9 protein-coding genes are annotated in these 13315 nt (G+C 60.3%); 4 read left to right on the top strand and 5 right to left on the bottom strand.

Features of this window, described 5'->3' with window-relative positions; translation table 11 throughout:
• Nucleotides 1–2074: 2074 nt before the first annotated feature.
• Entirely contained in the window at nt 2075–3391 is a 1317-nt protein-coding gene (locus tag BCEP18194_RS05940) for a replication initiation protein (protein WP_011350425.1), read from the top strand.
• 94 nt (nt 3392–3485) lie between these two features.
• On the opposite strand, the gene BCEP18194_RS05935 is transcribed toward BCEP18194_RS05940, so the two are convergent.
• From BCEP18194_RS05935 to BCEP18194_RS05920, 4 genes are all read right to left on the bottom strand, one after another.
• Complete coding sequence (locus BCEP18194_RS05935) at nt 3486–4517, bottom strand: ParB/RepB/Spo0J family partition protein (RefSeq protein WP_011350424.1); 1032 nt, start codon at nt 4515–4517, stop codon at nt 3486–3488.
• Nucleotides 4510–5205: a ParA family protein gene (locus BCEP18194_RS05930; RefSeq protein WP_011350423.1), complete on the bottom strand. Its 696-nt coding sequence runs from the start codon at nt 5203–5205 to the stop codon at nt 4510–4512. Before BCEP18194_RS05930 ends, BCEP18194_RS05935 begins: the two co-directional genes overlap by 8 nt.
• 1828 nt (nt 5206–7033) lie before the next feature.
• Nucleotides 7034–8050, bottom strand: coding sequence for an AraC family transcriptional regulator (locus tag BCEP18194_RS05925; RefSeq protein WP_011350422.1), 1017 nt, complete (start codon nt 8048–8050; stop codon nt 7034–7036).
• 124 nt (nt 8051–8174) lie between these two features.
• Nucleotides 8175–9299 (bottom strand): MBL fold metallo-hydrolase, encoded by a 1125-nt coding sequence (locus BCEP18194_RS05920; RefSeq protein WP_011350421.1) that lies wholly within the window; start codon nt 9297–9299, stop codon nt 8175–8177.
• Nucleotides 9300–9382: 83 nt separating this feature from the next.
• On the opposite strand from BCEP18194_RS05920, the gene BCEP18194_RS05915 reads away from it, so the two are divergent.
• Together BCEP18194_RS05915 and BCEP18194_RS05910 are read left to right on the top strand one after the other, a co-directional pair.
• Nucleotides 9383–10036 carry a TetR/AcrR family transcriptional regulator gene (locus BCEP18194_RS05915; protein ID WP_011350420.1) on the top strand — a complete coding sequence of 218 codons (654 nt, stop codon included), beginning with the start codon at nt 9383–9385 and terminating at the stop codon, nt 10034–10036.
• Between the two features lie 204 nt (nt 10037–10240).
• On the top strand, nt 10241–10732 hold the full coding sequence (locus tag BCEP18194_RS05910; protein WP_011350419.1) for a flavodoxin family protein: 492 nt from the start codon (nt 10241–10243) through the stop codon (nt 10730–10732).
• 111 nt (nt 10733–10843) lie between these two features.
• Here the strand turns inward: BCEP18194_RS05910 and BCEP18194_RS05905 are convergent, their stop codons facing one another.
• The gene (locus BCEP18194_RS05905; protein ID WP_011350418.1) at nt 10844–11428 is read right to left on the bottom strand and encodes a DUF2889 domain-containing protein; all 585 of its coding nucleotides are present in this window, start codon (nt 11426–11428) and stop codon (nt 10844–10846) included.
• A gap of 734 nt (nt 11429–12162) precedes the next feature.
• Here BCEP18194_RS05905 and BCEP18194_RS05900 point away from each other — a divergent pair.
• On the top strand, nt 12163–12825 hold the full coding sequence (locus BCEP18194_RS05900) for a ProQ/FinO family protein (protein WP_011350416.1): 663 nt from the start codon (nt 12163–12165) through the stop codon (nt 12823–12825).
• Nucleotides 12826–13315 lie beyond the last annotated feature (490 nt).

The following is a 13315-nucleotide window of genomic DNA, read 5'->3' as shown; positions in this document are numbered from 1 at the left end:
CCCGGCAACCAATCGCGGCACTGTGATGCCGAGCTTTACCTGAGCGGTAACACTCGTCGCCGCGTGGTCCTGTGATCCCGCGGTCCGTATGACGAAAGGTCGTCGACACGTAGCGTGCGGTGAAGACATCCGGGAGAATCGTTTCACGGCTACGCCGACGGCGCCGCACCGATGTCGGCACGCTCGTCCGGCGATCGTGACACGTAGGGTTGTGATGTCGCGGCAACACTTGTGATCCGTCCGAATCTGCTCAGGAACGCACCGCGCAACGTCCGCGAATCACAGGTTTTTCATTCTGCGGTTTTGGTCGCCCGGAATCCAGGGGGGTGTCGCTCCCCGCACAGCATGTCAATTCCTGTGGCCTCGTCTGGCTGGTGAGCTTTTACGGGATTCGGAACTGTCGGAAGGTGAGAATGTTCGGGATCATCGCTCGAATTCGATTCCGGTGAGCTTCGTGGTCGCCCGCATCTTCACGTTGGTTCGCGACGTGCATTGGATCGACCCAGGAGCCGGCGATGCGTGCTGACAGCGTACCGGGGCCCAGCTGATCTGCAGGAAGCCGTTCCCGGACCTCTCCTTGTGCTCCGGATGCACAGCGTTGAACTTCGGTTGGTGACGCCAAAGGTAGAAAGTTGGAAGACCACCGGGGCAGTAAAACGAACGGCATCGATTTCCTCTGTACACAGCCCACAGGCTAAATTTGACGAGAGGCGCGGGCGGCCAATCGGAAAAACTTGTCCACGGACAGGGAAGCACGAGTGCAAAAAACCCTTCGCCTGCTGTCCCGGATGATTTCAAACTGCTGTGAACGAAACCAAAGAGATTCGTGTTTCCGGATCATTGGTCCGCTTTGTCGGTCGGTTACAGGCGCCAGAGAGGTCACGGAGCCGGTTTTTCGATCCCATAAATGGGAACCTGTGCCCGGAAACGGGACTTTCTTCCCGTTTTTCTCCCATAGGTTTCTACGTTTCAGCCGATGTGAGTGTGTACTCACCTCTTCTGGAAGCCTTGTCGAGCCTGGAGCCTGTGTAGAACCGGGCGCCAAGTCAATGTTTCCAGGCTTGAATCGACGGTTTGAGGTGCCGGCATCACCATAGATGGCTCCCATTGGTAGCGGTTTATGGGGTTCGTCTTTCTGTGGAAGCGCACGTGTGTTTACATCTTTTGTTAACAACGTTTACTTCTTTAACTACTTTTAGACGGCTCACAGCCTTATCTGGTAAGGGTTTGATGGGTGTTCGGTACCCATTTATGGGAGCACAGGTGTAAGGGCTTGGGAGTTAAGGTCTGTGGATTTGGGTTTTGGGGTACCGCGTTGTGGGGAATCTGGGTTGTGGATATGGGGCAAGCGTACCCGGTTATGGGAAATCGGCCTGAGAACGCGTTGGGTAGTCATCTATGGGAATACGCGTAGGTAGCCTTTTATGGGGCGCTTTTTTTGATTCGTGAGCGTTGGGTCGCACAGTGATTTTTCTCTGGTAGCCGGTTATGGGGCGCCTCAAAGGTAGCGGGTTATGGGTAGCTTTTGGGGCGGCTCGACAGCATTTCTCCACGATTCCCGGTGGCTGGTTCCCATGGACAGGATCGATGGCACCCACAGGTAACCATCTATGGGGAAAACAATAGGTTGCCGGTTATGGGAGCGATGTCGGTCTTCAGGGCTAAAATCCGCGCAGCCAAGGCAACCGAAGCCGGTCGAAAGGTACCCTCCTGTGGGAATCGGCAAAGGTAGCAAGTTATGGGAAGAAAACCGGTCTGTGCTGCAGAGCACCACGAATTTGCCTAACGATCTCGATTCTGCACGTTTGCCTCCCATGGATGGTTACCTTGCCAAGGGCAATTCTCATGCCGGGTTTCCGTGTCCGGGTATGAAAGGTAGCGGCTTGTGGGAAGCATTTTTGTCGAAAGGTAGATGGATATGGGGTTCCGCACAGATCGTCCGATTGTAAATTTCCCTTTTGTATCTATAGGTTAGCCGCGAGAGTGCAAGTAAAGCCGGAACAAGGGCGTTGCTCCTCGATGCGAAAAGGTATAAAGTCCGCTCTCAACAAGGTCACCTTATCCGGACATTACGATGCCGCGCAAGCCCGCAAGCAAAGGCTCAGACAAACAGGTTTCACTGTTTCAGACACCCGAGCCTCCCGACTTGCTGCGCAAGGCGGTCCAGGCGATTCATATCGCGCCGAAGTCCGGAAAGATCGGTCTGCAGCAGCGCAAGATGTTCAGCTCGCTGATCAAGAACGCGCTTCGACAGGAGGCGTTCGAGCCAGGCCGGACGAGCTTCTCGATCTCGCTTGCGTCGCTTTCGCACGAGAGCGGGTTGAACAGCAACAACACGAAGTACGTGAAGGACACGGTCAACTCGCTGATCAGTACCGTCGTCAACTGGGACTATCTGGCCGCGGACCGGTCGACAGTCTGGAAAGCGTCGGGCCTGCTCGCCGGCGCGGAGCTCGAGCAATCGGTGCTGAAGTACAGCTTCTCCGACCAGATTCGCAGCGAGTTGCTCAACCCCGAGATATACGCCCTGATCGATATGCGGATCGCCCGCGAGTTCCGGCGGTCGCACTCGCTCGCGTTGTGGGAAAACACGGTGCGCTACGAGGGGATCGGCATCACGGCGAAGATCCCGCTACCGAAATTTCGTGACCTCATTCTCGGCCAGGACAAGGCGTCGCAGTCGTACAAGGAATACAAGCTGTTCAAGAGCAAGGTCCTGGTGCCGTGTATTCAGGAGGTGAACGAAGTTTCGGATCACACGCTCGAGTTGATTGAACACAAGTCCGGCCGGAGTGTGGAGGCCGTTCAGTTCAAGGTGACGCGCAAGCAGAGCACCGATACGGTGGAGGACGGCGACGTCAAGAACGAAGCGCTGGTCGAGGAGGTTGCCAAGTTCGGCATCCCGCGTTCGGAAGCACGCCGGCTGATTACGCAATACGGCGTGCAGCGCATCAAGGCGGCGATTGCCTATACGCTCAATCGGACTACGAAGAAGAATGCGGCCCCGGTCGACAACGTGGCCGCATATTTCCGCAAGGCGCTGACGCACGGCTACACGCTGTCCGACGGGCAGGGATCGGAGGCGGCCGCCCCGGCGAAGGAATCCGCGCAGAGCAAGCAGGAACAGATTCGCGACAAATATCTGGCGGCGAAGGTCGAAGAAGCCGGCGCGTATTTCCGTGAACTGGAGATCGACGACCAGACCAAGCTGATCGAACGTTACAACGAGACGGTGGCAGGCTCGAAGGACCTGACGCTGTCGCCGAAGAAGAAGGCGAGCAAGCTCGCGCAGACCAGCTTCTTCCGATGGCTCGCGCTGGATACGTGGGGCGAACCGACCTCGGACGACTTGCTGGAATTCCTGCTGAAAAGCAGTCTCGCAGGCAACTGAACAAGGCCTCGCAGCCGGGTGTGCGTCGCGCGCCGGACATTGCTGTCCGGCTTCGCGATGCATCGCGGATGCGAGGCCTTCTGCTTTACGCGCGTTACTGTTGCGTAGCCGTTGCCAGTTCGGCAACGTACGTGTCGATGACGGTCTTGAGCTTGTCGGCGAGCGCCTCCTGGTGCGATGCGTCGACCCCCTTGAGCTGCAGATCCAGACGTCCGTCCGGATAGGTTTTCAACTGGCCGATCGCGCGCGATTCGAGCGCGAAGTCGTGGCGGACGCTGTAACGCGTACGTCCCGCTTTCTTGCTGCCGTCGCTTTGCGCACGCAGGAAATTCTCCAGATCACGAACCGATTTCTTCCGGTCGATCACGGCCGTCAACAGCCGGTCGGCAGTCGGCTCGCCCAGGCGTTCGAAGATCAGCTTCAGGAAGTACGCCGCCTGCAGGCCGACCACGTCGTTCGCGCTCGCCATCCGTTCCAGGAGTGTGTTCGGGAGTGCGTTGAGCGACAGCGTCTTGCTGATCGATGCCTTGTCCTTGCCGATCTTTTCCGCCAGCGTGTTCTGGTCGGAAAAGACCTTCTCGTCGAGGAGACGCTTCCACGCGACCGCGTCGTCGAAGATCGTCTGGCGTTCGTGGTCGTGGTTCGCGCGATACGCGATCGTGTAGAGCTGCTCCGGCGTGTGATCCGTGCGGAACGTGGCGTTGATGGTTTCGTCGCCGTTGATGCTCGTCGCGCGGAGCCGGCGTTGCCCGTCGATCACCACGAGCTTGCCGGGAAACTCCGGGAGCCGCGTAACCTTGATCGGCTCGATCTGCCCTTCCCGTTTCAGCGTCAGGGCGAGCTCGTGCAGGCTCGACTCCGAGTAGAACACGCGCGGGTTGAACGGGTTCGGAATGCAATCCTTGACCGATACCTTCTGAGGCGCGCCAAGGTCCGGCGTGCCGGCGGGCGTGGCTTCGGCCGGGGCGCTGGCGGTTGCCGTCTCACCGGCGGCATTCGGTGCGGCCGCCGGTTCGGGCAGCCGCGTTTCGAGTGCCGCATTCTCCTGCGCGAGCCCACGCAGCAGGCCGGCTGCGAGATGCAGGTTGCCGGTCGGCTTCTTGTCTTTCGATGTGTCCTTAGCCATGAGCGGCTCCGGTAGCGCGCGTCGACGCGATGTATTGGGCCATTTCCGTAACCAGCTTTTCGATTTCCGCCCGGGCTTCTTTCAGGCCCTTCAGATATCGATTGTGGTGATGGATCGTGGTGCCGAGCGCAAACGTCTGACGGTAGACCTCGCGCTGCGCGATCTGGCTGTCGAGCAGATGCTCCCCTATTTCTTCAGCTCTTAGAATTTTTAAAATTTCTTCACGCATTTTAGTTTTTCCATTAACGCTATTCAGCATTAATGCGGAAGAAAGATTAGGGTTACGGACTGACCGCATCGACTCGATCATGCGGATCATCGCAACGGTGCTGTAGAGATCGGCCGGCGACGGCGACAGCGGCACGAGGCAGAAGTCGGCGACCTCGAGTACGGATGCAATTCGCGGGTCTTCGAGGTTGCCAGGACAGTCGACAACGATCACGTCGAAGTTCGCGTCCTGTTTTTTGATCTCGCCGCCGATGCCACGACCGGCAGGGGCCAGAGAAAGAACCGTCATCGGCAGCGTGTTCTCGCCGCTCGTTACCCACCGGACGGATGTGCCTTGAGGGTCGGCATCGATCAGGGCGACCTTGTTGCCGCCGGCTTCGAACGCAGCGGCGATATTGACGGAGATGGTTGTCTTTCCAGTCCCACCTTTTTGATTGCTGACGGCGATCTTGAAAGCCATTAAATTCCTCCACGGAGTTTTGCGTAATATATGCAGTTATTGCCGAGATGTCCAGAAAAAGACTTCGACGTGATCTATGTCTTGGTGATTGATGTGGTTGTCACGTGACAAGTGGGCCGAATGGCCAACGAATCAGTCGCGACTAGCGATCGAGTAAAAATAAAATCGACGATCACGATTGAAAAATACGTACGAAGATCGAAAGAAAAATCGACGGATTTCGATGTCGATGGCTGCGGAGAGAATGGCGACGGGCTGCCTGATCTCGCGGTGTTCCTGATAGAACTCGTCGCAGTTCCAGTTAGTTAATTCCGCGAGGGTCACCCGAATACTTGGTTGTCACGTGACAAATGGCAGGGGTTTGCTCCTTCGCTACGTAATCCGGCGCCAGGAAATCTTTGATTCGATCGTACTTCCGGCTATGGCGAGATCATTTCGAGACCCGAATTCCGCTTTTTGACTCGGTGTGACTATCTCTCGTGCGGTGAGTTGTCACGTGACAATCGATTCAGAGCGAAAGGCAACGTCAGTTCGGAATCGCCCTTCAGGAGGAGTTGTGATCGGACTCCATAGATCGTGAGCAAGGTGATCGCTACAGAAGAGATTCGCAACCGGTGGCTCGTCGCGAATTGCAATCCCCTGGGTGAGTTGGCTGAGGAGTTGTCACGTGACAACTGGCGCGTTGCATCAGGGCTTTGCGTGTGAAAGTGGCGCGTTGCACTGCATACGGGGCGGGAGACATCTATATCGAAGAGTCTGGATCGTCAGGTGGCCTGCAGATCCTACGGGCCTCATCGCTGGCTATTCGCATTCAGGTGTCAGCGAAAAGGCGCCACTCGGTTTGGTGGACTGCACCCACGAATGTACGTAACGGATGGCTTTGATATGGCCCCATTTATATGGAGCATTCAAATCAACTCCATCGCATTCTTTGGTCGGCAGGGGAGGGTATGGGCTTTGCCACGCGCACACCCGAGTTACGACCCGTGCAGCAGGGAGCTTCCGCGTGACAATTATGGATGTGAGGCTCCGATTTACGACAATCCTCGCAGTTGAAGACCACTTGGCAACTCAAACGGGTCGGATCGTGAAACATTTCCGAGAAATTCGGTGTCCGTGGAAATCCTTATCTGGCAATGGGTTGCGCGATATTCTTCATGTTGTTTCACGCGAAATCGACGAGATGATCCCTGTAAATAGGGGGGCATGATCATTTCGCGTTCGGCCCTCCGAGGGAGGTACAAATACATCGTGATATGTATTTTTTGATACGTAATTCGTAGTAAATGAAATTTCTCGAGTCGATCTGATGCCGTAGGTGGATCGAGCTGAGGCGAATCCGATGCGTTACGGACACATTGCCAAGCCTTTCATGAGATGTGCTGCGCCGAACTATCAGCCCGAGTTGTCACGTGACAACGCACACGCTGGCCGAGCAAATCATTGGATTGCACCGTGGCGCAAGACTCGCGGCAATGGAGCGTTAGAGGCCGGAGCATCTGGAAGACAGAAGGACGACTTGGTTGAGGAGCGGGCAAAGTCCTCATCAGTTCATGAGGACGGTATGAGACGACTTGTCTTTGGCCGATGGATGCTTGTGAGTTCGGGGGCTGGTCCAACGTCGCGAGCCGCCGAAGCACCGCTCGATACTTAAATTGAAATTCGCAGACGGTTGCCGGGCAATCAATCAGAAGTTGGCAACAAGCGCGCATCCCGCTGCGTTCGTCTGGCTCAATCGGATCGCCCCTCCACGAGTGCGGCGGCGATCCAATCATTCTGCGGATACCGCCAACCGCAGCATCCTGCATCTCCGGTACCGTCTCCGCACTCAATACGTCGAGGCAACAGACAGAACAACATCCGCTCCGCTCCGCAGGCTATCGATATCTCTCCGCGGAGAATTTCCGAACAACCGGCTGTATTCGCGATTGAACTGAGTCGGGCTCGCATATCCGACCCTGAACGATGCCGACGCGGCGTCGAGCCGCTCGGACAGCATCAGTCGACGTGCTTCGTTGAGCCGTATCCATTTCTGGTACTGCAGCGGACTCATGCCGGTGAGCTGGCGGAAGTGGTGGTGGAAAGTCGAGCTGCTCATTTGCACCTGCGCCGCCAGATCGTCGACCCGCAGCGACTCGTCGTAATGGGTCCGCAACCACTGGATCGCCCGCGACACGCGGTTGCCCTGACTGCCGGCGGATGCAATCTGACGCAGCCGGGCACCCTGGTCGCTCGTCAGCAGCCGGTAGTAGATTTCTCGCTCGACGTACGGTGCAAGAACTGCAATGGCGTTAGGGTCATCCAGCAACGCCAGCAACCGGTTCACCGCGTCGTAGAGCGGTTCGTTCATATCGCCGACGACGAGGCCGCGGCCTGCGGGGGCTTCCTCGTGCTCCGGTGCGACCTGCGCCATCAGTTCGGCCATCACGCGAAAATCAAGCTTGAGCCCGATTCCGAGAAACGGCCTGTCGCGGCTGGCTTCGATGACCTGCGTCGAACCAGGCAAGTCGAGCGACGTGATCAGAAAGCGGTTGGCGTCGCAGAGATACACATCGCCGCTCTGAATAAGCCGCTTCGTGCCTTGAACGACGAGACCGAAGCTCGGCTCGACCAGGCAGTCCATCGGCTGCGTTGTCGCCTCCCTTCGATGGAGGCTCAGGTTCGGAATGGCCGTGGCGAGGTGGTCGGTGCTTTCCGTCCATCTCGCGACGCGCTCTGCGAGCGTCAGCCGCAGGTCGTTCTCTCGGCTATGGCTCGTCGATCGGCAGGCTGCTGGGTTGAATGCGGCGAAGGTGGCGTCTTCGACTGGTTGGCCGGGTGCGTATCGGACGGGTGCCGGATGCATGACTTCTCTACTCAGGTAAGCGGGTCTACAGACAGCCCGTCGACGTGCGGGTACGCCGGCAACGCGCCTGCCGGAGTCGCGGCATTGCCGCGCTCCGGGGAAAAAAGTGCAACGACAGGTGGATCTACTTCGTCGCCTGCGACGCGCAAAGCGACCAGCGGCGCGATTTCGTGGCAACGGACGTCACGCGCTCGTCGACCGTGCGCCACCACCGTTCGCCGCGATGCGGCTCGTCGAGTGCGAGCCGCTCGCCCATCCTGGGCGTCGACAGTTCGACGCCTCGCACGATCGCCAGCGCCGTGACGCGCTCGAATGGTTCCTGCCAGCGATGCATCGCGAGATCGAACGTGCCGTTGTGGATCGGGACCAGCCAGCGGCCGCGCAAATCGATGTGCGCCTGGACGGTTTCTTCCGGCTGCATGTGTACGTACGGCCATTGCGCGTCGTATGCGCCTGTCTCGATCAGCGTGACATCGAACGGCCCGAGTCGCTCGCCGATCGTCCGGAAGCCGTCGAAGTAGCCGGTGTCGCCGCTGAAGAACACGCGCAAGTCGTCGTCGACGATGACCCAGGATGCCCACAACGTGCTGTTGCCGTCGAACAGGCTGCGCCCGGAAAAGTGCTGGGCAGGTGTCGCGGTCAGCGTCAGGCCGGCCACGTCGACGCTCTGCCACCAGTCGAGCTGACGGACTTTCTTCGCGTCGATGCCCCACTCGATCAGGCGGTCGCCGACACCCAGCGTGGTCACGAACACACCGGTGGTTGCGGCGAGCGCGAGCACCGTGTCGCGGTCGAGATGATCGTAGTGATCGTGCGACAGGATCACGCCGCGCAGCGGCGGAAGATCTTCGAGCGCGATCGGCGGCGCATGGAAACGCTTCGGACCGACGCGCCGGAACGGCGACGCGCGCTCGGCAAATACGGGATCGGTCAGCCAGAATTCGCCGCGCAGCTTGAGCAGCAGCGTCGAATGCCCAAGCCGGTACAGGCTGCGATCGGGGGCCGCATCGAGTTCCGCGCGCGTCAGCGAATCGACGGGCAGTGCCCCCGCAGGCACGGTATTGCGCGGCTTGTTGAACAGCATGTTCCAGGCGATCCCGAGCGTCTTGCTCAACCCCTCGACCGGACGAGGCGCGACATTGCTGAAGCGCTCGCCATTGTGCTGCGGCGAGCCGCCAGACAGCGAGCGGCCGCGTCGGGCGGCCGTAAAACCCAGAATGCGATGAATCAAAACGAGAGGCGATGCCATGTCGGTTCGTCCGGAGGATAAAGTACACTAAACAGTGTAGTTTATTTCTGGGATAAGTAAACTACCCGGTGTAAAATTTCTGGATGGATACCCCTACTCCCCCTCAACGTCTGACCGATCGAAAGCGCGCGGCCATCGTCGACGCGGCCATCGAGGAATTTCTCGCGTCGGGTTACGACGCGACCAGCATGGACCGCATCGCCGCGCGTGCGGACGTGTCGAAGCGCACGGTCTATAACCATTTCCCGGGAAAGGAAACGTTGTTCGCCGCGATCCTGCAAAAATTGTGGGATGCGACCCAGACCGGCAGTTCACCAACCTATCGTGCCGATGTGCCGCTGCGCGAGCAATTGCTCGCGTTGCTGGATCGCAAAATGCGCTTGCTCGGCGACGAGGCATTTCTGTCGCTCGCACGCGTCGCGATCGGTGCGGCCATCCATTCGCCGGAACGTGCGCGTGACATGGTCGAGCGCCTCGGTGAGCGCGAGGAAGACATGACGGTCTGGGTGCGGACAGCCGCGGCGGCCGGACGCCTGTCCGTCACCGATCCGGTGTTTGCCGCGCATCAGTTGCACGGTGTCGTGAAGGCATTCGCGTTCTGGCCGCAGGTCACGATGGGCCAGCCGCCGCTCGCGGAGCCGGAGCAACAAAAAGTCGCGGAATCCGCTGCCGACATGTTTCTCGCTTACTACGCGCGACCGGGACACACCGACGCATCGCGTGCGGTAACGGACTGATCGGGACTGATCGTGGATCCGGTCGAATTTGCGCGAATCGAACCTGGCGCAACGCGCATCATCGCTGCGTGCCTCGCAACGACGAGCCGGCACGCCGGCCGATCTGCGGAAGCGAACGCGGAACAGCCGCTTCTGATCTCTAGCCATTCAGCGGAAATCGGCGATACCGTCAGCGCACCTGAAACCGAATGTGAGTAACGACGAATGAAGACGCTGTTGATCGTCTATCACACGATGACCGGCGGCACGCAACAGATGGTCGAAGCGGCCGCCGGCGCTGCGCGCGAGCAAACCGGCGTCGACGTCAGGCTGCAGCGCGCGGATGCGACGAGCGCGGACGACGTGCTGGCCGCCGACGCCTATCTGTTCGCAACGCCGGAGAATCTCGCGGCAATGTCCGGGCTGATGAAGGATTTCTTCGACCGCTGCTACTACGCGGCGCTCGATCGCGTGAACGGCCGACCGTATGCGGTGATGATCTGCGCGGGAAGCGATGGGCAAAACGCGTTGCGCCAGATCGACCGGATCGCGACCGGATGGCGGCTGAAGAACGTGGCACCGGGCCTGATCGTCTGTACGCATGCGCAGACACCGGAACGCATCCTCGCGGCGAAGACGATCGATGGCGACGATCTCGCGCGCTGCGCCGAATTGGGCGCCGGTCTTGCCGCGGGGCTTGCACTGGGTGTCTTTTGATCGCTGGCGCCGCGATTGCGACGACCGGTCAACGCACGTTTGTGCACGCTACGCGCGCGTTCTCGAGCAGCACCGATCCTGCGGGCACGGGGCTGGCCAAATGCACGGCCCTCAGCTGCCCTTTGCCGTCTCCGAAGGCTGGTGATATTCGGGCCAAAGACGTTTCACGAGTTCGCGCGATGCGCCATAGGCATGGCAACTGTCGATCTTGAGCGGTTTTCCCTCGCTATCGCGCTCGTCGAGCGATGACTTGCGCATGCCGACCATCGTCTGATAGGCCGTGGTGGCGATCGGGCCGAGCAATTCCTTCAGGTGCGTGCACGTATCGCAGGACGGCAGGCGCTTGCGAATCTCGCTGTTCCAGCCCGCGCCGATGCTCAGTCCGACGAGTGCCTGCAACGAGTCGCCACCGCCCGGGCACTGCGCATACGGATGCGACCGGAGGAACGTGGAGACGGCGCGGACGATCATGTCGGCGTCGAAGACCAGCGTCACGCCGAGGTCGTGGATCGGCGACAGCGCAGCGACCGTTCGCGTGCCGCCCGGCGGCGTGAAATCGAAGGTCTTGCGATCGGCGAGGCAGGCCGTTACTTCGAACTGGCCGTCGCTGCGCCGATAGCCGCGCATGTCGATCTGCCGATGGTGAATCTCCTCGCGCGTGATGCCGTCGTGCGGGATGTCGTGTGGGGGAACCATGTATCTGCTCCGTTTCGTACAACCGGTTCGTTCTTTTGGCAGGCAAGCGGGATGTCGGCGGCTCGCCGCGGGCGCGGCGAAACGGGCCGAGGTACGCGGCCGACGACATCGATTCGGCCATACTACGCACTTTCCGGCCTCTTCGTGCGCCACGGGATCGATGCGGACGCAACGAGTCAGGTGCGGGCACCGATGTCATGGAGTGGGCACGGCACTTGCGCCGATCCATCGACGTGATCGTTGATGTGCACGCAGCCGGCGCAGCTGTCCGGAATGCGGAATCGCAGCGGGGCCCGCGACGTACCGATGCGGCGGGATCGCATTCGACGTCTCGCGGCGGAATACCCCGTGCCCGGTGTCGGGCGTCGATCCGTGCCGCCGGGGCAATCGCGGCGCGCAAGATGGCCCCGATTTCCGTTGTCGAGGATGAACGGCGTGACATCCGGAAGCGTATCCATATAATGCGCAACACGACCGCATGGACGCATTTCCGGTACCCCGAATCGGGCCAATGCAGACCAGTGAGTCAACCGGCCGCCGCGCGTACCGGTATACTTCCACTCCTGCCTTGTCCGGCATCGTGGCCGGGTGCCCGAAAACAGAGTGGCGTGCGCGATGCGGCCCCGTAGTGTTCCGCATCGGCGGCAGACGGGTCGCACGCACGGCGGCGAAGCTTTTGCGCCGCGCGGCATGGCCGCACGAACCACACCTTATATTCCTGGTGGATTGAATTTATGGGTTTTGAACAACTTGCCGAATTGCGGGCGCAGCTCGCAGCGAAGGCCAAGCAGGAGCGCAACGCGAAGCGGCCGGCAGCGCCGGCGGACACCGGCGCGAAGCCGAAGTCCGGCGACCAGCCGCAGCGTGGCGCCAAGCCGGCTGCGGCCGGCGGCAAAGCACCGCATCGCGCGAAGCCTGCTTCGGCGAAGCCGTCGGCGCCGGTCGATCCGGTCATCGTTGCGATCGGCAAACTGCAGCGTAAGTTTCCGAGTGCGTTCCCGAAGAATCCGGCCCCCAAAGTGCCGCTCAAGGTCGGTATCTGGGACGACCTCGCACGTGAAGCACAGGCCGTCGGGCTCAACGAAGCCGAACTGCGCGAAGCGATGTCGACGTGGTGCCGTGGCAACCGTTACTGGTCGTGCCTCGTCGAAGACGCCGTGCGGGTCGATCTGCAGGGCAACGAAGCGGGGCGCGTCACGCATGACGACGCAGCGCGGGCGCGCCGGCTGAAGGCTCGCCGCCCCGGCAAGGGCGCGGGGCAATCGGCCAAGGGCGCGCAGCAGCAGCCGAAGGCCGAGCAGCAAGCCGAGGCCGCCGCCGAGCCGCAACCGGCAAACGTGGAAGCGCAAGCCGACGCAGCGCCGCAGGTCGAGCAGCAAACGGCCGGAAACGAGTAACCGGCACCGCGCCGCTGCCTACCGCACGGCGCGATCCGCATGCACATCGCCTGCGGTGCATGACACGACAGACTGACCTGCCTCGACCGAGGCAGGTCAGCACTGCTCCCACCGGTGCTCGACGTGCCGGGCCTTTACCCATTCCGCCTCGAACAGACCACGCGACCGGACGACGAAAGTTCGCCGATCGGCGCCACATGCGCGTTGTTTCGACCGTGTCGCTTGCGCGTGGACGATACGCCTGTCCGGAATGCGGCAACGCTTCATTCAATTAATTCGTTTTCCTAAAATAGAGGCATGCCGGAGCCACCGACTGTCGCGTGGACGATCGCGTCCGGTCATCGTGACATGATGACGCGCGATAATCCCGGCGCGGCCGTCGGTTCGCGCGTGCAAACTGGCCGGCTGCAATGCAGCTTGCGTTTCGAAAGGTAAGAAAAGCCCGCTGCGATCCGACCTGCTGCCACGGTCGGCGCCTTTCAACGTCAAT

This window comes from Burkholderia lata (genome assembly GCF_000012945.1).
GTDB classification, from domain to species: domain Bacteria; phylum Pseudomonadota; class Gammaproteobacteria; order Burkholderiales; family Burkholderiaceae; genus Burkholderia; species Burkholderia lata.
This window is presented reverse-complemented; position numbering and strand designations above follow the sequence as displayed.